Genomic DNA, 24476 nt, shown 5'->3' with positions numbered 1-24476 from the left:
CTAAGGAAATTTTCAAACGCGCTGTCAGGTCGTGAGGCATGCGTTCGTCGTCGGCCCGTCTGCGCCCAGCGGAGGAATGATACATGTTGATGGGTAAAACCCTGAGTGGATTGAGATTATGTGTACTGGCCGTCAGTGTCGGCTGGGCGGCCTCCAGCGCCGCCGCGCTGCCTTTGGCCGACTCACAGGGGCAGCCCTTGCCCACCTTGGCGCCCATGCTCAAGGAAGTGAACCCCGCTGTCGTCAACATTGCGACCTACGCCAAGCAGGAATCCTACAGTCCTTTAATGCAGGACCCTTTCTTTCGTCACTTCTTTAATATTCCAGACAACCGTCGGCCTCGCGAGCAGCGTCGCCAGCAAAGCGCTGGCTCCGGAGTCATCGTCGACAAAGATAACGGCACGGTGGTGACCAACTATCACGTCATCAAAGGCGCGGACGAGGTGCATGTGTCGTTGACGGACGGCCGCACCCTGAAGGCGGAAGTGTTGGGCGGCGATCCTGACGCCGATATCGCCGTTTTGAAAATTGCAGCGGACGATCTGAGCGAAGTGAAAATGGCGGACTCAGACAGACTGGAGGTCGGTGATTTCGTGGTTGCAATCGGCAACCCTTTCGCACTGGGCCAGACCGTCACCACCGGCGTTGTCAGCGCATTGGGGCGCACAGGACTTGGCATCGAAGGCTATGAAGACTTTATTCAGACCGACGCCTCCATCAACCCCGGCAACTCCGGCGGCGCCCTGGTCAACCTGCGCGGCGAGCTGATCGGCATCAACACTGCGATACTGGCTCCGACCGGCGGCAATGTCGGCATCGGATTCGCGATTCCTGTCAATATGGCCAAGGCCAGCATCGATCAGATCGTAGAGCACGGTGAAGTAAAACGCGGGCAACTGGGTGTGGGGATTCAGGACATCACCCCGGATCTGCGCCAGGCCTTCAAACTGCGTAACGGCCAGCGCGGCGTTCTGATCACCAGCGTCGCCAAGGATTCTGAGGCGGAGAAGGGCGGTTTGAAGACGGGAGATATCATTATCGCCGTTGACGACAAGCCCACCCGTAGCGCAGGCCATCTGCGCAGCCAGATCGGGCAACGCAAAATCGGCGATAAGCTGCGTGTGACTATTTTGCGCGAAGGCGATGAAGAGATCGTGAAAGTGACCTTGCAGGAGCCGCCCAATAGCATCGCTGGCGACACCCGTATCCACAAGCTGCTGGAAGGCGCTTCGTTTGAAGATAATCCAGACGGCTCCGGCGTGGTGGTGACCGGGTTGGCGCCCAACTCAAACGCCGCCTATAGCGGTCTGCGTCCGGGCGATGTCATCATCGGCGCTAATAATCGCCGGGTAAATTCCGTTGGCGACCTGCAAAAAGTAGTGGATGTTGGGGAGACCAAATTGCTCCTGCTGGTGCAGAGGGGCGGCGGCGCCTTTTATCTGGTGATTCGTTGATTTGATCAGTAGCAAGACGGTGGCCGATACAAGTTGGCCATCGTCTGCATGAGTCAGAGAATACGAGGTTCAGTATACTTTCATACTGTGGATGTGAAGTTTATAACCCCGATCATAACCCGATTCACTGACTTTCTTTTCCAGCTCTGCGGATGCCTGTATGGCTACAGGCTCCTCTCTACCATCAATTGCGATTCGCCCGGAAATATCAAAAGTGCAGGCGTCGCCAGTGAACCTGGCGGCATGGGTAAGCGTATACACCTTACCGTCATCGCCATAGGTCTCCGTCTTTCTATCAACGTTAGGCTCACTGCCTTCTCTCCATTCCGTCGATACGGTGAAAGGTTTCTTACAAACCGGCGCTGAGGCGTTCAACGATTCGGATTCCAGCACCAACCTCTCACCAACAGACTCTTTTCTGAGTAGGTCTAAATGCAGCGCCAGCCTGGGTTGTATTGCTGTGATTTTTTTATCCTCCACGTTGGTGCTGGATAAAGTCGTTGCATAATTAAACCCCTCAAAGAATAGATCTACTTCGAGTTCTCTCTGTAGGCTCTGGCTGGGTTGAAGGAATTTGCCTAGCAGTTTCGTCGCCACCGCCTGACAAACTTCTGACGTCTGCTCGCTCGTGTTGAGGCCATGCCCGAACGTAGTGGATTCTTCTGCAATGTTGAGTTGCAGAGGGTACCAGTCGAAGTCCCCATTCGACCAAGACTTTTGCGAGTAAGAGTGGCCGGAGAAATAATTAGCTGGGTATCCATTGCCTGACAGTGTTTTATAACCTGAAAGATCGCAATCTTGATAGGCGCTGGCGGGTGGCGTGGAGTCATTCGATCCACCGCCCCCGCAGGCCGTCAACAAGGCTAAAGGAAACAACAAACACAAAGATGAGTACTTCATTCAACAACTCCCTGGTTGAAAATCAATCGAGATAGGAAATGCGCCGCCAATCGAAATCGATTGACGATATATCTCAGCAATAAAAAGCATGTGTTTCAGATTATATAACTGGCGTAAAAAAGGCAGGTCAGACTCCTTTCTGTACAAATAAAAATGGTCCTTGCGCTTGTATATAAAGCAATGCGGAGAGTGAGGCGAAAGTATAGGAATTCAGGACGACTGACAAGCCAGATTTGTCGTTTTGGCGATTATGATATTCGGCTCAGGTAATTGATTAGTATGAAAAATATCTAATAGTAGGTATGATCGGCCTTCACCTGGGCAGGTGAGGAGTACTTATTAAAAAGGAGAAGTCAGTATGACCAAAACACTAGCAGGGCTACTTTTAGCAATATCCACTACTGCATCTGCGCAGTTTAATGTGGAAGAGAATATCTCTTACCTGTTTCGTCACAATCAGATAATGGCAATAACTCCCGATTTAAAGCTGGGAGAGTCCATTTACACAAACGAAGTTTCATTCTGCCGTGAACCTGACGGCTCGCTATTTGTTGGCGGCAAGAATTTTCAACGCTTTCAGACCCCAGAGACGCCTTATAAATTAACTTTAGTGAGTGAAAAGGGCGTTGCATTGACTCATGCGTTAGAACCAAACGGGTTTATGTTGGATGGTCCCGCCGTTAAAACTCTGCATGCGCTTAAGTCGAATGAACTTATTAAATCCGAGAGCTGTAACATGGATAACATGGAGCATATGCTCGGAACGGTTTGGCAGCCCTACAAGGTTGAGACTTTATTTGGCCACGTTAGCTATATAGGGTTGGCGGAAGCTGTTAAGAGAGACCTGGAGACTCGATATGGTACTGACATTGCCTTTACTCTCATTGCACGCACGTTAGACGAGCAGCCCTCAGAGTAATTACCGCTTTGTCATACAAAGACGCTCGCCGCACTCCTCTCTGGCGGGCGTTCCCTTCAATTCGTGACATTTAGTCTTACCCGGATAACTGCGGATTTTTCCTTGACCGGATACTGCGGTATCATGGCCGCCATTTCCATCAGTTTCAGCGGCGGACTCCCGTTGCTGTGAGTAACGAAGATCTTCCTATGAATCTGCAACAATTGCTTGAACAGAAAATCAGCGCAGCGCTGCATGCGGCGGGCGCTCCAGAAGGCTCTCCGGCGATCGTAAAGCCCTCCGGCAAGCCTCAATTCGGCGACTATCAGGCCAATGGCGTGATGGGCGTCGCCAAAGCGCTGAAAATGAACCCACGCGAATTGGCGACCAAAGTCCTGGACGTTCTGGATCTGGGCGACATGGCCGAGAAAGTTGAAATCGCCGGCCCTGGCTTTATCAATATTTTCCTGAGTAAAGACTGGATGAGTCAGAGCCTGCGCCAGGTGCTGGCCGATCCGCGCCTGACCATTCCTCTGGACAGCCCCAAACAGACCGTCGTAGTGGATTACTCCGCGCCTAACCTCGCGAAAGAAATGCACGTTGGCCATCTGCGTTCCACCATCATCGGCGACGCTGTCGTCAGAACCCTGGAGTTCCTGGGACACCGGGTGATTCGTCAGAACCACGTGGGCGACTGGGGCACCCAGTTCGGCATGTTGTTGGCCTACATGAACAAGTTGAAGGCGGAGAACCAGCAGACTCTGTCTATGGAGCTGGCTGACCTGGAAAACTTCTACCGTCAGGCCAAGAAGTGTTTTGACGAAGATCCTGAATTCAAGGATATCGCGCGTCAGTATGTCGTGAAGCTGCAATCCGGCGATCAAGAGTGTCTATCGCTGTGGAAAACGTTCATTGATATTTCCCTGCAGCATTGTGAAGAAGTATATGAGCGCCTGAATGTCAGCCTGACGCGGGCGGACGTAATGCCTGAAAGCGCCTATAACGAAGATCTGCCGAATGTGATCGATGATCTGCGCGAGAAAGGTCTGCTGACCAACAGCGATGGCGCTGAGTGTGTCTTCATGGACGAATTCAAAGGCAAAGACGATGAGACGTTGCCGCTGATCGTGAAGAAGTCTGACGGCGGTTACCTGTACGCCACCACGGACCTGGCGGCTTTGCGCTACAGAGAGCGGGTTCTGAAGGCGAATCGGGTGCTTTATTTCGTTGATGCGCGGCAGTCATTGCACTTGAATCAGGTCTATGCGGCTGGCCGCAGGGCGGGCTTCGTCAGCCCGGATATGTCCCTGGAGCATATGGCGTTTGGTATGGTTTTGGGCACGGACGGCAAGCCTTTCAAGACTCGGGATGGCGGCACTGTCAAATTGGCGGATCTGCTAACCGAGGCGCAAGGTCGTGCATACGCCGTTGTGAAAGAAAAGAATCCGGAAATGCAGGAAGAAGAACTTAATCGCATCGCTCATGTTGTCGGTATGGCGGCGGTGAAGTATGCGGATCTGTCCAAGAACCGCTCCAGCGATTATATCTTCAGCTTCGACGCTATGCTCAGCCTGGAAGGCAACACCGCGCCATACGTGCAGTATGCATACAGCCGGGTAGTGAATGTCTTCAAAAGAGGCGAAGTCGGTAACCTGACCTTTGAGGGCGATCTGCAACTGGTGGAGCCCATCGAGCGCGCGTTGGCGGTCAGATTGCTGCAGTTCAATGAAATACTGCACTCTGTGGCGTCTGAAGGCTGCCCGCACATTCTGTGTGGCTATCTCTATGATTTGTCTAAAGAGTTCGCCAGCTTCTACGAAGGCTGTCCGGTTCTGAAAGCGGAAGAACCCGTACGTAGCTCGCGTCTGATGCTGTCATTGCTCATCGCCAAGACCCTCAAACAAGGCTTGGATTTGCTGGGCATCGAAACTCTGGAGCGGATGTAACTCTCATCCGACCTCTCTGAAACCCGGCGGGGCTCTCCGCTCCGCCGGCTTAATCTTTTTCTCCTTTCCCTTGTTGTGACCTCCCAGGCTTACTTTTCACAGGGCCTTCATGGCGCCGTTTTCGCGCTGCCGATCTGATCAATGTTTGAAAGCGGGGACATTCCAGCTGGTTGGGCTCCGGGCAATTGACGACATGGATGATGCTGTCGCGCATCGTCTCCATTTGTTGGATGAGTTGGTCCAGCTTGTTGGCCTTTTCGATGAGTTGCGCCCGGTCTATTTTGGGCTTTCCATCGTGGGAGAACATCGCCCCTATCTCATCCAGACTGAAGCCCGCATATTGGCCCAGGGAAATTAAGCCCAGCTGGTCAATGACGGTGGAGCGGAAAACCCTCTTTAACCCTTCTCGCCCAATGGACTTTATCAGCCCCTTCTCTTCGTAGTAGCGAAGGGTGGAAGCGGGCAAGCCGGACAGCTTCGCCACTTCGGCGATATCCAGCTCATTACAGTTTTTCATAAAGGTATTGACCTAAAGCTGACTTTAACTTGCATAGTAACTTCCTCAATACGGTAGTTAAAGAGGAAGTGGTGTCGTTATGGTCAACAGTGTGGAGCCTCTCGCTGAATATCGTGGCGCGCTGGCCGCGTTGCTGCTGTCTACTTTTCTCACCGCCCTGGCGATCAGTAGCGTCAACATTCTATTGCCTGCACTGGTGTCCAGCCTCGACGCCAGCTACGCCCAGGTCCATTGGGTGGTTGTCGCCTACTTGATCGCGCTGTCTTCTTTTCTGGTGATTGCCGGGAGTCTGGGGGACACCTTCGGTCGTCGCCCGTTGTTTATCGCTGGCCTGGGTATTTTCATGGCGGGCTCCGCTCTATGTGGAATGACGGAAAACATAGGAATGCTCTCTATGTACCGTGGCGTCCAGGGCATCGGCGCTGCGATTGTGGTGTCTCTGAATCTGGCTTTGGTGAGAGATATCGCGCCATCGGAGCACACCGGACGTGTCATGGGCTGGATAGGGGGCGTGTCCGCCGTGGGCACCGCCGCGGGGCCTGTTCTGGGGGGACTGATAACCGGCTTTGCAGACTGGCGGTGGGTGTTCTGGCTCAACCTCCCGTTGGGGGCGTTTACTCTATTGCTCGTCGTGCGTTATCTTCCTCGCGCCAGGCAAGGGGCGGGTCAGGAGCCGAAACCGTTTGACCTGATGGGCGCATTTCTGTTGGCGATAATCGTGCTCCTATATTCGCTCGGGATTAAGCTCAAACTGGAGGAGGAGTTGCTGCGCTTTTTCCTGGCGGGGCTTGCTCTCGTCCTGCTGGTCATTTTTGTCCTGGTTGAACGGGCGAAGCCCTCTCCTTTGCTTCACCTTTCATTGTTGCGCGACTATCGTTTTGGCCTGAGTTATCTGATCCAGTTCATCGTGGCTTTGGCGGTAATGACCGCTTTGGTGATTGGGCCGTTTTATCTGATTTCCCTCGGCTTGAATCTGTCCATGACCGGGCTGGTAATGGGCTGCAGTCCTGTGTGCGTGATGATTACCTCAAGCTTTATCGGACGTCGCGTAAAGCCGGAAGATTGCAGCAACATGGCGTCAATCGGCGTGCTGTTTCTATTCTTCGGCTCTCTGTGCCTCACTCAGTTAAGCGCCGCGACGGGCGCCATCGGTTATGTCGCCTGTCTTATGGTGACCGCTATCGGCTATGCGATCTTCACCGTAGCGAACAACACCCAACTAATGGCTCGGGCTGCTCCAGAACAGCGAGGACAGATATCCGGCCTGCTGAATCTCGCGCGCAATCTGGGAATGCTGACCGGCGCCGCCTTGATGAGCGCTTTGTTCGATAGCGTCACCAGCGCGTCGGCGCTTGGTGCGCTGACCTCACAGCTGGCTGAAACCGGCTTACATCGTGTGTACGCCTGCGTCTCCCTAGTACTGTGCGTTGGTCTTGCTGTGCGCGGGTATTGGCATTTCAGGGAATACGGAGAAAAGGACGGAATAAGAACACTAACCTAAAGTTAGCTTTAACTATTAAGACGCATCAATAAGACTTGTTTAACCCATTGGAGGACTTATGCAACCTACCGCACTTGATCACTTTATCGAATCGGCTCGCGAGGGCTGGGATGGCTTGACCACAAGTAATGTAATAAGGCTCCGCCGCTTGCTGCAGGATCTGGCGAAAACCTCCGCTGAGGAGCCTTGGCTGGCGCAGATTCACGCCGATCGGCCCGACATGGTCGAGTTGTATACCGACCTAGAGCACGGATTCAGACTGCTGGCCCATACCGAACCCCGTGGGCTGTATCGCGCGCCTCATGACCATGGCTTCGGCTGGGTGCTTTACGCCTTACAGCATGGCGCCCTGGAAATGTCCACCTACCAGTCCATTACGGATAAGCGTGGCGGAACCCGGCTGGTGAGCAGAGGTTGCGACACTCTGAACCCCGGCGACTGCAGGGTATTCTTACCTGGCGATATACACGACACCAAGTGTGTTTCTGACTATATCGTGCAGTTTCGTCTTACCAGCAGCGACTTCAAACTGGAGAAGAAAGAGGGCCGGATGATCCAGTACGTAGGCCAGGTGAGCGTGGCGTAAAGGGCTTGGCCTGGTAGGGGCTTTTGCGCCAGATCGCGGGGCGCGCCGGATGGCGGGTTTCATTGACTCCGTTTCTTCCCCCTGAAATAATCGCGCGATGATTTATATTGATATTCATATTGTTTCGCGAATTGAGGGCGTTCCTGGTGGGGCGTCCGTAATTCGTGAGCAAGTCTAAGTTCGCGTAATTGCGAAATCAGCCCCGCCGTATCAACGGACGGGGCTTCGTCACGCCTGTAGGAAGTTGTATCCCGTTCGTTGCCGGCATATTCAAACGGAGTACACACTCATGACACAAAATATTTACGACACCGATTCATTCTTTGAAGGCTACAGCCAGCTGCCACGGTCCCTAAAGGGACTGGAAGGCGCGCCGGAATGGGCTTCCATCAAAGCGCTGATGCCGCCGTTAGCGAACGCCAATGTGGCGGATTTAGGCTGCGGATTTGGCTGGTTCTGCCGTTGGGCGCGGGAGCAGTCCGCGGCCAGCGTGTTGGGTGTCGACGTTTCTCAAAACATGCTGTCCAAGGCGGAAGAGATGACTTCTGACGCCCATATCCAGTACGCGCGCGAGGATCTGGAGACGCTGTCCCTGCCCGAGAATAGCTACGATCTGGTCTACAGTTCGCTGACCCTGCATTACATCGCCAATCTGCAAGGTTTGTTCGAGCAGGCGTACAAGAGCCTGAAACCCGGCGGTTGGCTGATCTTCTCCGCGGAGCATCCGATCTATACCGCGCCCAAGCGACCTGGCTGGGCGGAAGACCAGCACAAGAACACGCTTTGGCCTATCAATCAGTATCTGGTGGAAGGACCACGAACCACTGATTGGCTGGCGGATGGCGTGGTTAAACAACACCGCACTCTGGGCACGTATCTGACGATGCTGATTAATGCTGGCTTCACCCTGAAGCATCTGGAGGAATGGCGTCCCAGCGCAGAGCAAATCGAGGAGTGCCCGGAACTGAAAGTCGAATTGGAGCGGCCGATGTTCTTTATCGCTGCGGCGCAACGCGTTGAATAACGACTGATTAAAACACGACTCGACTAAATGAAATCAAGGCGGCGATCTTTGTCTATGAGGCGCCGCCTTTTCTTTGCTTTATTGCTCCGACGCCTGGCGTCAGCCTGGCGGGTTGACATCCTTCTGTTCGGACGCATAATGTCCGGCATGATTACTTTCAACCTTCATCCAAAGCATCTGCATTCACTGTCGCATCGTCGGCTGGGAGAGCTATTGCTTGGTTGAAAGTTAAGCCCGTTCACTGAGAAAGCCCTCCCAGCGTTGCTGCGAGGGCTTTTTTATTGTTTTTAAATCAGTGAATGGGAATCCGTTATGGAATACAAAATTGAAGGTATGGCTAAAGGCGTACGCATTATCAGCGGCGAGACGGCGAAGAAGCGCAGAGCGTTGCTGAATCAGATGATTGCGCTGGCGGAAGCGAGTGGTTTTGAAGAGGTGATTCTGCCTTCCATTGAGCCGTCACAAGTTTATGTGGACAAAGCTGGCGAGGAAGTATTGGGGCAGATGTATGTGTTTCCGGATAAGAAAGGACGCTCTTTGTGTCTGCGTCCAGAAGGGACGGCGACTGTACAAATGGTGGCGGATAAGCACTTCAAACGCAGAAAGAACGTGCGACTCTGGTATTTCGAGCGCTGCTGGCGCTATGAACGGCCGCAGGAAGGTCGCTACCGGGAGTTCTTTCAGTTCGGCGTCGAGGTCATTAATCCCACTACGCCAACCGTTCGGCAAGAGTTGATTGATCTGGCGGAGAAGATGGTGTCGCTGCAAACCTCGGAATATGAAGTATTCAGCGCCGTGAAGCGCGGGCTGAGTTACTACATGGAGGATGGCTTCGAAATATCCGTACCCAAGTTGGGCGCGCAGAAACAGGTCGTGGGCGGCGGCGCCTACAAGCAAGGAATTGGTTTCGCGATTGGCTTTGATCGCCTGATGCTGTGTTAGGTAACCCCTGATCGATTATCCTCCGTGCACTATGGACAGGGAAATTCACCTGATTTATCAGGCATTCTGAATTTCCCTGTCCTCATCTCACCGTTCACCCAGAGCCTGTCCTTATTTCGCCATTCGCCCTGAACTTGCCCTCATCTCCCTAGTTCACCCTGAACCTGTCCTCATCTTTCCCGTTCGCCCTGAGCCTGTCGAAGGGCCTTCCAGGGCGACTCAGGAAAAAGCCGATTTCCCGGATGTTGATTAAAGATCGTTGTCTATGGATTGGCTCTCTGGGAAGCCCTTCGACAGGCTCAGGGCGAACGGAGTAGAGATAGACTGGGATCGCTGCATAGAGAAGGGATGGTCGTATTCGGAGATGCCGGTTACTTCACTTACACCCAAAGGCCCGTTTGTTGGCCTTTGGGTGTAAACCTCACTTAAACGCTGGGCGTCATATCAGGTTACCGCTTCACCAATTCAACCCGGCGGTTCTTGGCTTTGCCTGCTTCGTTTTCGTTGGAGGCGACAGGGGCCGCCATACCCACGCCTAAGGCGGTCATACGTTCAGCGCCGATCTTGTACTGGCTTACCAGCGCATCCATCACGGCTTTGGCGCGGCGTTCGGAAAGGCTGCGGTTGTAATCAAGCGCGCCCACATTATCGGTGTGGCCGACGATCAGCACTTTTAGTGAAGGCTGGGACTTCATCAGTTTGGCGATTTCCGCCAGGGTTTCCCCTGATTCCGGTTTGATATCCGCTTTGTCTGTGTCGAAATAGACGCCATACAACGCGATGTGCCCTTCTGCATCCAGGCCTTTCGCCATGGCTTCGGCGTCCACTTTCACCATGCCTGACTGCATGGGAGCGGACTCCACTACCTGAGTATTCACGAACACCCGGTTTTTATCCTGTCCGCCGATGGAGTAGGCCTTGGTGATATACACCGCCACATGCACGGTTTGATCTTCCCGGGTCAGGCGCGCCAGCAGGTAGCGTTGATCCTTCTCGTGAAACATCATTTTTACGGTGAGGTCCTTCGGCGTCACGATTTCGTTGAAAGGACGCCCGGCGGGTTTACCGCCGCAGTCTTCATTCTTGCAGCTGAACAGGATTTCGAAACCCGCGCCGCGCAGAGCTTCCTCGTAATTGCGATAGACCTCCAGGGTGCTGCGTCCCTCGGGAATGCGGTAAGCCACGCGGGTCAGTTTTCCCTCCAGCTCCAGAAACGCGCCGGGATTCTTGTCCTTGCCGCCCCGCTGTTGGATCGGCGTCTGTGCCAGGGATATTTCAGTGAAAGCCTGTTTTTCGTATTTGATGATTTCCGCGCCGGCATAACGGGACACCATGGGATGGTCCTCGGCGCCGGGTATGTCGCCCGCCGTCGCCAAGGGCGTAATGAGGATGCAGAGCAGTGTCGCCAAGCGCCAGAATAAGCGAGCCGTCATAACGATAAGCCTCCACTATGAATAGAAGAAAGATAGCTCACATCACCAAAATACTGCATAGGCGTTTCAAGATTACTGCGTATTTCGGGTTGCTGACCAGCTATTATTCAGGGATAACGAGTGCAATATTTCATTGACTTGCGGACGATATACAGTGACGGCTGAACCATCCGGTACTCTCACTTTACTGCTTCTTGGCGGCGGGCATACCCACGCTTTGTTATTGCTGGCGTTGGCGAGGGACCCTTTGCCGAACGTGCGGGTGGTCCTGGTTTCCGAACGGCCGCTGAGTCCTTATTCAGGTATGTTGCCCGGGCTGGTGGCGGGGCATTATGAGTATGCGCAGGCGCATATTGATTTGCTGGCCCTGTGCCGTCAGTCGGGGTCGGAATTTCTCGAGGGACGGGTGAAAGGGCTGGACTGCGCGCGGCGTATGGCGTTTCTGGAAAGTGGGGAAGCGCTGCGCTACGACTACCTGTCTCTCAATATCGGCGCCGTTCCGGATTTGAGCACGCCGGGAGCGGCTGACTATGCGATTCCCGTTAAACCCATCGCCGACTTTTGGCCCCGCTGGCGCGAGGCTTATGAAAGCCTGCGCGTCGATCCGGCAGTGCGGAATATTGTCGTGGTGGGCGGCGGCGCAGGCGGAGTGGAACTGGCGTTCGCTGTTGCTCATGCGTTGCAGTCGGCTCCTGGCGCCCATCGTGTGACGCTGGCGGCGCGCAGCGAACCGGTGGCGGATTACCCCAGGCGTATGCGGCGCTGGCTGCAACGCCGTCTTGATCGCTATGGCGTGAAGACGCAAGCCGACTTTGAGGTTGCGGAAGTGACGTCAGAGAGCCTGATTGATAAGGCTGGGCGAACACTGCCTGCGGATCAAGTGTTCTGGTGTACGCAAGGTAAAGCGGCGCCTTGGCTAACCCAGACGGAGTTGCCTTTAACCCCCGAGGGTTTTATTCGCGTCGCTCCCAGCCTGCAAAGCATCGCTTTTCCTGAGGTGTTCGCCGTCGGCGATTGCGCCTGGATTGACGCGTCCCCCACGCCCAGGGCGGGCGTGTACGCTGTGCGTCAGGCTCCTTTCTTGCTCGATAACCTGCATCGCTTGCTGCGCGGCCTGCCGATGCGGACGTATCGACCCCAGCGGCGTTTTTTGAGTTTGCTGGCTTGCGGCGGGCGCGATGCCGTGGGCGCGCGAGGAGGGATCAGTCTGGCGGGGGAGTGGGTATGGCGTTGGAAAGACGCTATCGACAGGCGCTTTATGCGACGTTTCCCTCGCGCCTGATCTGTTCGACTGGGCTATTCAGTCGTCATCGTTTTGCGCTGCGGAGTCAGGCGCGTCATAGTCGCCGCGATAATAGGCCTCTTCCATTTCCTGATACCGGCCGCTTTCGCGCAGGCGGCGTAACCCCTCGTTGAACTGCAGGATGAGTCTGGCGTTCATGGAGCGCTTGCGGGATAGCATAAGCCGATATTCATGGCGGTCGAACACGGTGGCTGAGTGAGTGATGAGCGCTTGCTCCTGAGGTGAAAAGTGCGCACGCAGTGCGCTGTAGCCGACGGCTCTGGCGAGTGGGAAGGCGTCTACCCGTCGTCGCAGCAACATATTCATCCCCACTTCGACGTCTCGTACTCCGAACTCTGTCACCTGTCCGGATTCCACCACCTCTTTCCAAACGCCGAGTTTGGAGCCCAGGGGTACGGCGATAGATTCGCCGAGCAGGTCGGCGGGCGACTTTGGCTCTAAGGGTAGTGCGCGCAGGTGAAACAGCACTTCATCCTGGGTGACCACCACGTCGCTGAAATAAGCAAACTCACTCCTCTGCGGCGTTTGCGTCCAAAGCAGCGAACCGTCGATTTGCCCGCCTTCCACCATCGCTTCAGCGCGCGCCCACGGGTAGAACTGGTACTCCACCTGCACGCCCACGGCGGCGAACGCTTCCGTGACCAGATGTGAGGCGAAGCCATAGTGAGGCAGGCGTTCAGAAAGAAAGGGCTCCCACTCCCCGTTGGCCAGAATCACCTGCTGGTCTTCTTCCGCCCTGACCGTGGCGGCGCAAACCAGCAATAAAAAGAGACGAAGCCAATAGAGCATGGGACCTAATAGGGTTTGTGCGACGTACTTTTAACTATAGCTGAATCGTGGCCGGGGCTTATTGCAGGCATGTGACGACAGGGAAATAGAGGGGATAGGAAGCGTTAGCAAAGGCCCGCGCCACACTTGGGCCTTTGCACTCAATATGAACGAGTCAGGTTATTCCTGTGTTGGGGCGCCGACCTCTCTCACCAGCTTTGAACTCCAGGGGCACCAGATATTGCCGGGGAGAAAAGCGCCGCCGACTTCGTTCAGGTGTTCTTGCACGTATTGCATGGAGGCGTCGCACACCTCGATCGAAAATTCGAAGAAGCTGATGGTGTCTGTGTCCAAATGGTATTGCCATTTGGGGTTATAAGGCGCTGGAGAGGGCGTGACATAGCCCATGACGTGATAAAAGTCTTCCTGGCCGTTAGCCAGAATGTCCCGCGCCTGTTGAATTTTCGCTTTGTCCGTCAACTGGATGACAAACGTCTGCTCTGGTTTGACGTCGGTGAATTCGAAGTAGGCGACCTCTGCGGAGGCGGTGGCGGCGCAGAACGCCAGAGGGGCGGCCAACATTTTGGTCAAATGCTTTTTGATGGACATAAGATACTTCCTTTTAATGTAAGACTTTCCAGTGATAACGCTCGTGATTGGTTCACGGGGCGGATTCTACTGCGTTTTATGCGCCTTCAGTACCGTGCTTTTCCCAATATTTATCCCAGTTTCGCACCGATAAAGGGCGTCGTTAGCGGCGGCGCCCCACGAAGGCGCACAGCCTTATCGCATAAGCAGATGAAAGTTTTATGACGACCTATTGAATCGGCGACCGGGGAGTGGCTGTGGAGGGGGATGTTTTATCTGTAATTGCAGTGATGAATACAAAAATGAGTCAAAAAATGATTAATCATTTTGATGCTTTTTTCGGATGGAAATATAAATAAAAGTCAAAATATGTTGTCACTATTTTTTTGATAAAAATGGATCGCTGATAACACCCGTTAGATAAATCTTTTAAAACATAAAAGTAAGCCGTTTAAAATTTATAAAATACGTATAAATACTTATTCTTTTTGGCCTATCTTATGGGTGGTCAAAAAACGCCCAAACTGCTGAATTAATAAAAGTTCTCTGGCATAGGAATTGCCATCCGTCTTCGTCATCACTCAGGACAACATTCAACTTGGAGAAGAAGTAAAATGACGGAGAAGTCGTCCATAGCATCCTTTAAGGCTATATCACTTAATTTATCTCGCGGGGCGCTGGTTTCTGTATTAACCATGGGCGCGGCCGCCAATCTTTATGCGGAAGAACCTGTCGATGCGGATGCGTCCGCCGAGGCGGAAACTGAAAGCGCGCCGGTGGAAAAACTGGAAAAGATTCGCGTCACCGGTTCACGCATCATGCGGGCGGATATGGAAGGCGCCCAGTCGGTGCAGGTCATCACGCGTGAGGATATCGACCGCACGGGCGAGCTGAGCATTGCGGACGTGCTGCGCTCCGCCGCCGGCAACAGCTTTGGCTCGATCTCGGAGTCCTCGGGCTCCACGGCGCAATCGCAGTCGACCATCAGCCTGCGCGGCTTGGGCGAGGGCAGAACCCTGGTGCTGATTAACGGCATTCGCGTTCCGGTTTCTCCCAGCGGCTCAGACACCGGGCCCGCCGGCGCCGTCAACTTGAATGCGATTCCCGCCGCTATTGTCGAGCGTGTTGAAATCACCGCCGATGGCGCATCTGCGATTTATGGTTCCGACGCCATCGCGGGCGTCGTTAACATCATCCTGAAGGAAGATCTGGACGGCGGCATCATCTCTTATGGCAAAGGCCTGCCGAAACATGAGGGTGGGGAAGAAGAATCCTATAACCTGGCGCTGGGAACGACGACAGAGAAAGGCAACCTGCTGTTCTCCTACGAGCATGACTCCAAAGGCATCGTTAATCTACGTGATCGTGAGTACCTGAAAGCGACCGGCTTTGGCTCTGAATTCTTCTCCGACACCAGCGGACAAAGCTACTACGGACGCAACGTACTCGACCCCGCCAACGGCTACGCCATCAAGCCGTTGGCCGGCTCTCTGGATGGAGACGGTAACTGTAAAGGCCCTTTCCATGGTCCGTATCGGGATAGCAAAACCGATCCCAGTCAGTTGGTCTGCGCCTACGACTACACTGGAGAAGCGGCTAAAACCGCCTCCTTGAGCCGTGACTCGGTGATGCTGACGGGACGTCAGGAGCTGAAGGATAATCTGGACTTTGTGGCGCGGGTTATTTTCAACCAGAACAAAAGCTTCAGCCGCTTCGCGCCGGTTGCGGACCAGTTTGAGATCGACCAGAACACCTCCGGCGGCGCTGCGTTCTTTGCGGAAAACGGGCTGGACCCGGACACTAACGGCGATGGCGTGGTGAACGGCGATGACGATCCTGCCGTTGTGTTATACCGCTTCTCACCCATCGGACCTCGTGACGATAAAGTCTCCGACACGCAGTTGGACCTGGTTTTCGGTCTGGAAGGCGAAGTGGAGACACAATTGGTGGGCGATCTGAGCTGGAACGCCAACTATCACCACAACTACGCCAACAACACCAAGACATCCACCGGCTACGTGCTCAAGCCTCTGATTCAGCCCTTGCTGGATTCCGGTAAGTTCACCGGCGGCGAGTTTGACGCGGAAAGCATCCAGAGCCTGAAATACTCGCCGTTCTCGCAAGATCAGATGACGTTTGAGCAGGCGACCGCCGGTGTGTCTTTTGACCTTGGCGAAATCGACGGCAGATCGGTTTCCTGGGCCCTGGGTACGGAATACGCGAGCTGGGATTTCTCCTCCAAAGTGGATGACCAGTCGGAAGCCGGCAACGTGCTGGGCAGCTCCGGCAACTCTTCCGCCGGGGAAAGAAACATGCGCGCGTTCTACATCGAAACCGTAGCGCCGATCACCGATCAGGTGGAACTGAACCTGGCCGGACGTTATGACCGTTACAGTGACTTCGGCTCCGCCTCCACTGGTAAAGCCACGGTCCGTTATCAGCCGCTGGACAACCTGACGCTGCGTGCTACCTACGGCACTGGCTTCCGGGCGCCGACCTTGAGCGATCTGTACGCGGCGGATTCTTTCTCTGCCGATTACGCGGTCGACTACGTCACTTGCGGCGGCGATTGCGATGAGCGCCAGTACAACGTAACCCGTTCCTCCAACGAAGATCTGAAGGCGGAGGAGTCCACCTCCTTCACCGCAGGAGCCGTGTGGAACATCACTGACTCCATGGACGTTTCCGTGGATTACTACTCCATCGAGATCGAAAACGTCATCCAGTTGCTGGAGCTGCAAAACTCCATCAACCAGGAAGTCGCCACTGGCGAATCCTCCCCCTACATCACCCGCTCCGATTCCGGACGCATCCTGTCCGCCGTCGCGCCTATGGTTAACTTTGGCGTGAACAAAACCGAAGGTCTCGACGTCAAGTTCAACTGGGGTGAAGACTATGGTTTCGGCGCGCTGCGTTACGACTTCTCCGGCACCTATATCCTGAGCTTCGAGAAAGACGAGTTCCCCGGCGGACCCGTGAATGACTACGTGGGCCGTTGGGAATATCCCAGCTTCCGCTTCAACACGGGCGTTGGCTACACCACGCCTAACGACGCTCATGATGTTTATCTGAACGCCGAAGTCATCGGGCCGCAGTCGGATTCCGCTATAAATGAGCGCGACGGGCACGTCGACTCCAACACCGTGTGGAACGTTCACTACAGCTACAACACGCCCTGGGACGCCACCATCGCTCTGGGCGTACGCAACCTCTTCGACGAAGAGCCTTCGTTCCGTGCGGACGGCGTTACGTACTCGGAAGAGCTGTACAGCATTCAGGGACGGGTCTCCTACTTCAAGTACACCCAGGCCTTCTAGTAATGGATGAGCCGGCGCAGCCGTTCGCAAGGCGGCCTGGCCGGACTACAACGGTCGTTTTCCTGTAGTCGCCCCGCTTTCGGGCGGGGCTTTTTTCAGGAACCGACGATGATAGTTTTTGCAAGATTATTGAAACTTATGAAGATCAGATCGATTTCCAAACTGCTCATTGCAGCGCCCCTGGCGGGACTGACGCTGTCCCTGCCAGCCTATGCCGATACTCTGGGCGAGTCCGTCGCCGCGCAAACCGCCATGGTGCAGTCCTCGCAGCAATCTCAGGCGCGGGTGGACAAACTGGCGGACCAGTCCGACGAATTACTGTCCGAGTACAAAAACGTCATCCGCCAGATCGAAGGCCTGAAAGCCTATAACGATCAGAATGAGCGTATCGTCAGCTCGCAACAGGCGGAGTTGAGCTCTCTTAATACGCAGATTTCCGCCCTGGAGCAGACGCGTACGGAAGTGGTTCCGCTCATGCTGCGCATGGTGTCGGCGCTGGAGCAGTTCGTGGAAGCGGATGTGCCTTTCCAGATGGACGAGCGGCGCAAGCGAGTGGCGGATCTGCGCGCCTTGATGGATCGCGCTGATGTGTCCACGTCAGAGAAATTCCGCAAAATTCTGGAAGCTTACGAGGTGGAGAACGAATACGGTCGCACCATCGAAGCCTACAAGGCCAGCCTCGGCGAAGGCGAGCAACTGAGAACCTACGAATTCCTGCGTATCGGCCGTATCGCGTTGATGTATCAAACGCCGGATGGCGCGGAAACCGGCCACTGGAACAAAGATAAAAAACAATGGGAAGCGCTGCCGGAAACCTACCGCTCCGCCGTGTCGCAAGGGCTGAAGATCGCCAAGAAACAGGCTCCGCCCGCGTTGATTAAATTACCTGTGCTGGCTGCGAGGGCGAAGTGATGAGAACACTTAAACGTATAACTGTCTTCAGTTGCATTCTGGCGTCGGCGTTGGCGACTACGACGGTCAAAGCCGGCACCAATGAAGACCTGCAGGCGCTGTTAAAGCAGATCAAGGAAGACCGGGTCACCGAGTCTAAAGAAAGCAAAAGTCGCGAAGCGAAGTTCAAGGCGGAGAAAGACCAGCGCCAGGCGCTGCTGGCCAAGGCTCAGGCGGAGTTGAAGGCGGAGCAGGCCCGTATGGACAACCTGAAAACCGCTTACGATGAAAACGAAAAACAGCTGACGGAACTGAAGGAAACCCTGGAGCAACGTAAAGGCTCCCTGGGCGAGATGTTTGGTCTGGTGCGACAGACCGCCAACGACACCAAGGGCGTGTTTCAGGCGTCCATGGTCACGGCGCAATACCCTGAGCGCATGGCGCTGATGAGTTCATTGGCGGAGAGCACCGCGTTGCCGTCCATCGATGAGCTGGAGAAGTTCTGGATTGAGCTGTATCAGGCCATGACCGCCTCGGGAGAAGTCAGCCGTTTCGACGCCACGGTGGTTTACGGCGAGGGCGATCAGGCGGTGAAAAGCGTCACCCGGGTCGGCACATTCAACGCCATCGCGGACGGCAAATACCTTAACTATTCCGCCCAGACCGGCAAATTCGAACAGCTCTCACGACAGCCGGAAAGCGCCATGCTGGAGCTGGCCGCGGGTCTGGAAAACGCCAATGACGGTTATCAGCCGTTCTTCATCGACCCTTCACGGGGCGTGATCCTGTCGCTGCTGGTGCAGAGTCCCAGCCTGGAAGAGCGAGTGCAGCAGGGCGGCGCCGTAGGTTATGTGATTCTGGCGCTGGGCGCAGTGGGGCTGCTGCTGGCGTTGTTCGGGTATCTGCGCCTCAGTTACATCCAGTCCGGCGTGAAGAAACAGCTGAAGTCCAAGGACGTGATTCGCGGCAACCCCATGGGCGACATCATGCAAACCTATCAGGACAACAAAGACGCGGATGTCGAGACCCTGGAGCTGAAACTGGATGAAGTGATCATGAAAAACGCTCCCAAACTGGAGAAGGGCGTTGGTTTCATCAAGCTGTTCGCCTCCGTGGCTCCGCTGTTGGGACTGCTGGGAACGGTCATCGGCATGATCGCCACTTTCCAGGCTATCACCCTGTTCGGCACCGGCGACCCCAAACTGATGGCGGGCGGTATTTCCGAAGCGCTGGTCACCACCATGTTGGGATTGATCGTGGCGGTGCCGCTGGTTTTCGCCCACACCCTCGTCAACGGTAAGAGTCGCCGTCTGATTCAAACCCTGGAAGAACAGAGCGCAGGCTTTATCGCCTTGCATAAAGAAGCGGAAGCGGCGCGCTAGCCGGAGCTGACATTATGGTTTGGTTCATTCTTGACGAAATCGAGTCCATTAAGCGCTTTCTGGGCCTGGGCGGCGACGTGCTGGTCGCCATCTTCGCCCTGACCGTGCTGCTGTGGACGCTGATTCTGGAGCGTTACTTCTTCTTCGCCATGAGCTTTCCGGCTCAGGCGAAGTGCATTTTGCTGCAATGGAGCGAACGCGTTGAGGCGGCGGCCTGGAACAATCAGCAAGTGCGCCGCGCGTTGATCTCGCAGGCGTCCATCAGCGCGCATCAATCGCTGCCGCTGATCAAGACGCTGATCGCGCTCTGTCCCTTGTTGGGACTGTTGGGAACGGTGGTGGGCATGGTGCAGGTGTTCGACGTGCTCGCCGTCACCGGCACTGGCAGTCCCAGGGCGATGGCGTCGGGCATTTCCAAGGCGACGATTCCCACCATGGCGGGAATGATGGCGGCGCTGTCCGGCATTTACTTCGCCGTGCAGTTGGAAAAGCGCGCCCAGAAAGTGACCCGGGAGCTGACCGACAAATTACAGCATCACTAACGCCTGCGACGAATTGACGCAGCAAACAGACGCAGACGCGGATATAGACTAGAGGCGGCCCGGCGGCGAGTCGGGCCAGGGGATAGAACAATGAGAAGAAGATATGCTTCCGCGGAGTCGGAAGACACCGCCATCGACATGACGCCGATGCTCGACATCGTATTCATCATGCTGATTTTCTTTATCGTCACCACTTCGTTCATCAAGGAAGCGGGCATTGACGTTAACCGCCCCAGCGCCAATACCGCGCAGACGGTGAAAAAGGGCAACATCATGATCGCCGTCGCGGATGATGGCGCGGTGTGGATCGACAAGCGCAAGGTGGAAGTGGCCCAGGTGCGTCCCAATGTGGAGCGTCTGCGCGCGGAAAACCCGGAAGGCGCGGTGGTGATTCAGGCGGATACGGAATCCCGTTCCGGCATCGTGGTGGAAGTGATGGATCAGGTGCGGATGGCGGGGGTGCAGAACATCTCCATCGCTGCAGTGAAAAAGTAGGCCTCGTTGAAAATCGTTATGAAATTCAGATTCGCAGCAGCATTAGGCCTGGCCTTGATCACCGTACTGGGGTTGTTTCGGCTGATGGATCAGCTGATCCACAACGACGGCAAGGAACTGGCGGACAAGGACGACATCGGCATGATCGATTTCGTGCGGGTGCAGAAGGAAGACCCGGTCAAGGAACGCAAGCGGGAGCTGCCGAAACCGCCGCCTCCCAAGCGTCCGCCGCCTCCGCCGGAAATGAAGACCACACAGAGCGCCGTACGTCCGCAGACGCCGCAACTCAAAGTGGACATGCCCCGGGTTGACGCCAACCTGGGACTGGCCCTGGGACAGATGGGGCAGGTCGGGATGGCCGCCAGCTCCGCCGGCGACAGCGGCGTCATCGGTAAAGCGACCTTCCCGCCGGACTTTCCCCGGGAAGCGGCGCGCGCCGGGATAGAAGGCTGGGTGGAAGTGGAATTCACCGTCAACGCGCAAGGTCGGGTGGAAGACATCAAGGTGGTGGCGTCGGAGCCGCGCAAGATATTCGACAAGGCCGCCAAACAATGTATTTCCAAATGGACCTTCAAGCCCGCCATGGTGGACGGCAAAGCCGTCGCCACACGGGCTCGACAACGCATTGACTTTACTCTTTAGGAACGGTGATGAAGATGACGAGCAAACCCCGTTCATATTCGGCGCGACAACGGCTGCGCACGGGCGTACTGACCTGTCTGTCCGCTTGGCTGTTGGCCGCCGCCGCGCTGTGCGGCGCCGAAGGCATGGAAATCTCCCCGCAAACCTACAAAAAAGTAGTAAAGGCCAGGGAGTACATTTCCGAGGAAAAATACGGCGATGCGGAAGCGTTGTTGTTGGAGCAAAAAGAACGCAGCAAGCGCAAGAAGTTCGACCACATTGAAGTCCTGCGCACGCTGGGCTATCTCTATGCCGCCCGCAGCCAGTATGCGAAAGCCATGCAGGTATTCGAGGAAGCGATCAAGGTGGAGGGATTACCGCCTGAGCTGACCCGGGAGCTGCGTTATAACCTGGCGCAGATGTACATGGCGCAGGACTTGTTCGCGAAAGCGGCGCCGCAACTGGAGACCTATCTGCAGGAGAGCGAGCAGGCCAAGCAGAAGCCTGGCTCCGCTGTCTATCTGGCGCTGGCCAACTGCTACTCCCAACAGAAGCAATACGCCAAGGTGATACCCGTGGTGCGCAAGGCCATTGCAACGGAAGGCAAGGCGCAGGAATCCTGGCTGCAACTGCTGCTGGCGGCCCATTACGAACTCAAGGAATATGATCAGGCCGTCAACGTGCTCAAGGAGTTGCTGCTTGCATATCCGGAGAAAAAGCAGTATTGGAAGCAGTTGTCCGGCGTGTATATGCAACTCAAAAAGGACGCCGCGGCGGTCGCCGTTCTCGAAATGGCCTACCGACGCGATATGCTGGAGGAGGAAAAAGAGTTCGTGAATCTCGCCAACTATCTCGCCTACCAGAATGCGCCCTTACGCGCCGGCAAAATCATGGAGGACGGCATGCAACGCGGCGTTGTCGCCAGCAACGGCGACAACCTGCGCAAGCTGGCCGGCTTCTGGCGTCAGGCGCGGGAACGCAAGCGCGCCATCGACGCTTATAAAGCCGCCCTGCAACAACAAGTCACCGGGGACACCCAACTGGACCTCGCTTATCAGCTGTATGAAGACGAAGACTATCGCGCGCTGGTTGATTTGCTCAACGCGCCTGCGACAGACATGAGCGAGGAGCAGAAAGGCCGGGCGTTGTTATTGAAAGGGCAGGCCTACTACAACCTGGAGCAGTCCCAGGAGGCGTTGGCGACGATGCGAGAAGCATCGCGCTTTGACGCCAGCGCCCCTACCGCGAAACGCTGGATCAGCTTTCTGTCCGCGGGAGCGGAGCAGTAAAGGCGGCGCGGACTCCCGGGCGATTTAAGCAACGAGCGCCCCGTCCAGGCGGTAAAGGACGGGGTCTGTAAGAGTGAATGGAAACCAACGGATGTATAAAGCGAAGTTAAAACTGTATTCCTGCGTGCTGCTGTCCTCCTTGAGCCTGGGCGGCGGCATTGTCACAAATGCGGCCTGGGCCGCGGAGACAGGGAGCGTACCCGCGATGGCGCAGACAGAAGCGTCGGATCAGCAGGCGGAAGCCTTGTTTGACCGTATTTTTAAAGGCTGGGTGTCGCGCAGTCCCACCTTTCAGTCTTATCTGGGCATCAAAACCGACTACGACAAATGGGACGATATGAGCGAAGCGTTCGCCGAGGAATCGCTGCGCATCGCCAAGGCGGATCTGCAGGACCTGCTGGCGCTGGACCCTTCGCGTCTTAACCCGTCCAACCAGTTGAGTTATCAGTTGATGCAACAGCAACTGGAAGCGCAGATTGCAGACTACCGGTGGCGTCATTATGACTACCCGGTAAACCAGATGTTCGGAACCCATTCCGACACGCCCTCTCTGCTGATCAATCAGCACAGCATCGAGAACATCAAGGATGCGGAGGCCTACATCAGCCGTCTCAATCGCATTCCTGCGCTATTCGATCAGCTCATTGAGCAGTTGGCGCTACGGGCTGACGAAGGCGTGATCCCGCCGCGTTTTGTATTTCCCAAAGTGATTCAGTCCAGCCGTAACATCATTACCGGCAAGCCCTTTGGCGGCGAGGAAGACAGCGCGTTGTTGGCGGACTTCTCTGCGAAAGTCGCCGCGACCGACATTCCCGACGCACGCAAGGCGGCTCTGGTTGCGGAAGCCAATAAAGCGTTGCTGACGTCAGTGAAACCGGCGTACGAAAAACTGATCGCTTATCTGGCTGACCTGGAAAAACGCGCGGACGACAAAGCCGGGGTCTGGAAATTCCCCGACGGCGATGCGTTCTACGCCAACGCTCTGCGTCGCATCACCACGACGGAAATGAGCGCGGAAGAGATTCATCAGTTGGGCCTCAAGGAAGTCGCCCGCATTCACGATGAAATGCGCGCCATCATGCAGCAGGTGAAATTCAAAGGCGACCTGCAGGCGTTTTTCGCCTTCATGCGTGAGGACAAGCAGTTCTATTACCCGGAAACGGAAGAGGGCAAACAGGCGTATCTGCAAAAGGCCACGGCGCTGATCGATGATATGAAAGCCAACCTGCCCAAACTGTTCCTGACGCTGCCTAAAGCTGACCTGAAGGTCAAAGCGGTGGAGCCGTTCCGGGAGCAGGAAGCGGGCAAGGCGTTTTATGAAGCGCCGGCTCTGGAAGGGGATCGTCCGGGCCTGTATTACGCCAACCTCTACAAGATGAGCGAAATGCCCATTTATGAAATGGACGCGCTGGCCTATCACGAGGGTATTCCCGGTCACCACATGCAGATTTCCATCTCCCAGGAGCTGGACAAGCTGCCTACCTTCCGCAAGTTCGGCGATTACACCGCCTACATCGAAGGCTGGGGTCTGTATTCCGAACTGCTGCCTAAAGAAATGGGTTTCTATAAAGACCCTTATGCGGATTTTGGACGTTTGTCCATGGAACTGTGGCGGGCCTGCCGTCTGGTGGTCGACACGGGTATTCACGCCAAGCACTGGACCCGGGAGCAGGCGATCGACTATCTGGCGGAGAGCACGCCTAACGCCCGCGGCGACGTGGTCCGGTCCATTGAGCGTTACATCGTCATGCCCGGGCAGGCCACTGCGTACAAGATTGGCATGCTCAAATTCCAGGCGCTGAGAGAAAAAGCAAAGCAGGAATTAGGTGAGAAATTCGACATTCGCGAGTACCATGATATTGTATTGCGTGACGGAGCCGTTCCGTTAAATGTTTTGGATGGACTGGTGACCGATTGGATCGATCACAAAAAAAGGGATGTTCTCGCCAAAGAAAAAGATGCTCTTCAGGACGGGAAGTCATGAAGTCTCTGAATCTGTTCTTCTTGTTGAAAACATTCACCCGATATTTCTGAGTCATCGTCCGTTCAGGAGCGGTTATACGTACGCCTTCAGGCCAT

21 protein-coding genes are annotated in these 24476 nt (G+C 55.4%); 16 read left to right on the top strand and 5 right to left on the bottom strand.

The features are described from left to right. The first annotated feature begins 83 nt into the window (after positions 1–83). Positions 84–1454: a DegQ family serine endoprotease gene (locus KP814_RS17280; RefSeq protein WP_216737915.1), complete on the top strand. Its 1371-nt coding sequence runs from the start codon at positions 84–86 to the stop codon at positions 1452–1454. Positions 1455–1523: 69 nt separating this feature from the next. On the opposite strand, the gene KP814_RS17275 is transcribed toward KP814_RS17280, so the two are convergent. After that, the gene (locus tag KP814_RS17275; protein WP_216737914.1) at positions 1524–2354 is read right to left on the bottom strand and encodes a hypothetical protein; all 831 of its coding nucleotides are present in this window, start codon (positions 2352–2354) and stop codon (positions 1524–1526) included. Positions 2355–2712: 358 nt separating this feature from the next. Here KP814_RS17275 and KP814_RS17270 point away from each other — a divergent pair, with 358 nt between their 5' ends. Next, positions 2713–3273, top strand: a complete 561-nt coding sequence (locus KP814_RS17270; RefSeq protein WP_216737913.1) for a hypothetical protein — start codon at positions 2713–2715, stop codon at positions 3271–3273. A 188-nt stretch (positions 3274–3461) separates the two neighbouring features. After that, positions 3462–5198 carry an arginine--tRNA ligase gene (gene argS, locus KP814_RS17265; RefSeq protein ID WP_216737963.1) on the top strand — a complete coding sequence of 579 codons (1737 nt, stop codon included), beginning with the start codon at positions 3462–3464 and terminating at the stop codon, positions 5196–5198. A 49-nt stretch (positions 5199–5247) separates the two neighbouring features. On the opposite strand, the gene KP814_RS17260 is transcribed toward argS, so the two are convergent. After that, positions 5248–5715 carry a helix-turn-helix domain-containing protein gene (locus KP814_RS17260; protein WP_216737912.1) on the bottom strand — a complete coding sequence of 156 codons (468 nt, stop codon included), beginning with the start codon at positions 5713–5715 and terminating at the stop codon, positions 5248–5250. 79 nt (positions 5716–5794) lie between these two features. Between KP814_RS17260 and KP814_RS17255 the strand changes: the two genes are divergently transcribed. The 4 genes from KP814_RS17255 to KP814_RS17240 all read left to right on the top strand — a co-directional run bounded on the left by KP814_RS17255 (position 5795) and on the right by KP814_RS17240 (position 9768). Continuing rightward, positions 5795–7216, top strand: a complete 1422-nt coding sequence (locus KP814_RS17255; protein WP_216737911.1) for an MFS transporter — start codon at positions 5795–5797, stop codon at positions 7214–7216. 58 nt (positions 7217–7274) lie between these two features. Next, complete coding sequence (locus tag KP814_RS17250) at positions 7275–7802, top strand: hypothetical protein (RefSeq protein WP_216737910.1); 528 nt, start codon at positions 7275–7277, stop codon at positions 7800–7802. A 289-nt stretch (positions 7803–8091) separates the two neighbouring features. Beyond that, a complete protein-coding gene (locus KP814_RS17245) occupies positions 8092–8826 on the top strand; it encodes a bifunctional 2-polyprenyl-6-hydroxyphenol methylase/3-demethylubiquinol 3-O-methyltransferase UbiG (protein WP_216737909.1) in 735 nt (244 codons plus the stop codon). A gap of 312 nt (positions 8827–9138) precedes the next feature. Further along, positions 9139–9768 (top strand): ATP phosphoribosyltransferase regulatory subunit, encoded by a 630-nt coding sequence (locus KP814_RS17240; protein ID WP_216737908.1) that lies wholly within the window; start codon positions 9139–9141, stop codon positions 9766–9768. A gap of 449 nt (positions 9769–10217) precedes the next feature. Here the strand turns inward: KP814_RS17240 and KP814_RS17235 are convergent, their stop codons facing one another. Further along, complete coding sequence (locus KP814_RS17235; RefSeq protein ID WP_216737907.1) at positions 10218–11201, bottom strand: OmpA family protein; 984 nt, start codon at positions 11199–11201, stop codon at positions 10218–10220. A gap of 154 nt (positions 11202–11355) precedes the next feature. On the opposite strand from KP814_RS17235, the gene KP814_RS17230 reads away from it, so the two are divergent. Then, positions 11356–12483 (top strand): FAD-dependent oxidoreductase, encoded by a 1128-nt coding sequence (locus tag KP814_RS17230; RefSeq protein WP_216737906.1) that lies wholly within the window; start codon positions 11356–11358, stop codon positions 12481–12483. Positions 12484–12501: 18 nt separating this feature from the next. On the opposite strand, the gene KP814_RS17225 is transcribed toward KP814_RS17230, so the two are convergent. Together KP814_RS17225 and KP814_RS17220 are read right to left on the bottom strand one after the other, a co-directional pair. Continuing rightward, positions 12502–13293 (bottom strand): ABC transporter substrate-binding protein, encoded by a 792-nt coding sequence (locus KP814_RS17225; protein WP_216737905.1) that lies wholly within the window; start codon positions 13291–13293, stop codon positions 12502–12504. 159 nt (positions 13294–13452) lie between these two features. Further along, positions 13453–13881 (bottom strand): calmodulin-binding protein, encoded by a 429-nt coding sequence (locus tag KP814_RS17220; protein WP_216737904.1) that lies wholly within the window; start codon positions 13879–13881, stop codon positions 13453–13455. 593 nt (positions 13882–14474) lie between these two features. Here KP814_RS17220 and KP814_RS17215 point away from each other — a divergent pair. From KP814_RS17215 to KP814_RS17180, 8 genes are all read left to right on the top strand, one after another. Further along, entirely contained in the window at positions 14475–17177 is a 2703-nt protein-coding gene (locus tag KP814_RS17215) for a TonB-dependent siderophore receptor (RefSeq protein WP_216737903.1), read from the top strand. Between the two features lie 138 nt (positions 17178–17315). Continuing rightward, positions 17316–18089 (top strand): DUF3450 domain-containing protein, encoded by a 774-nt coding sequence (locus KP814_RS17210; RefSeq protein WP_216737902.1) that lies wholly within the window; start codon positions 17316–17318, stop codon positions 18087–18089. Beyond that, positions 18089–19450: a MotA/TolQ/ExbB proton channel family protein gene (locus KP814_RS17205; RefSeq protein WP_216737901.1), complete on the top strand. Its 1362-nt coding sequence runs from the start codon at positions 18089–18091 to the stop codon at positions 19448–19450. Before KP814_RS17210 ends, KP814_RS17205 begins: the two co-directional genes overlap by 1 nt. A gap of 14 nt (positions 19451–19464) precedes the next feature. Further along, complete coding sequence (locus KP814_RS17200) at positions 19465–19992, top strand: MotA/TolQ/ExbB proton channel family protein (RefSeq protein ID WP_216737900.1); 528 nt, start codon at positions 19465–19467, stop codon at positions 19990–19992. Positions 19993–20082: 90 nt separating this feature from the next. Beyond that, on the top strand, positions 20083–20487 hold the full coding sequence (locus KP814_RS17195; RefSeq protein ID WP_127973352.1) for a biopolymer transporter ExbD: 405 nt from the start codon (positions 20083–20085) through the stop codon (positions 20485–20487). A gap of 18 nt (positions 20488–20505) precedes the next feature. Continuing rightward, positions 20506–21129, top strand: a complete 624-nt coding sequence (locus KP814_RS17190) for an energy transducer TonB (RefSeq protein WP_216737899.1) — start codon at positions 20506–20508, stop codon at positions 21127–21129. A gap of 14 nt (positions 21130–21143) precedes the next feature. After that, positions 21144–22397: a lipopolysaccharide assembly protein LapB gene (locus KP814_RS17185; RefSeq protein WP_216737898.1), complete on the top strand. Its 1254-nt coding sequence runs from the start codon at positions 21144–21146 to the stop codon at positions 22395–22397. A gap of 91 nt (positions 22398–22488) precedes the next feature. Then, on the top strand, positions 22489–24381 hold the full coding sequence (locus KP814_RS17180; protein ID WP_253938448.1) for a DUF885 family protein: 1893 nt from the start codon (positions 22489–22491) through the stop codon (positions 24379–24381). The last annotated feature ends 95 nt before the right edge of the window (positions 24382–24476 follow it).

The organism is Hahella sp. HN01, assembly GCF_018986435.1.
GTDB lineage: Bacteria > Pseudomonadota > Gammaproteobacteria > Pseudomonadales > Oleiphilaceae > Hahella.
Note: the sequence above shows the minus strand (reverse complement) of the source record. Positions and strands in the feature narration are given on the sequence as shown.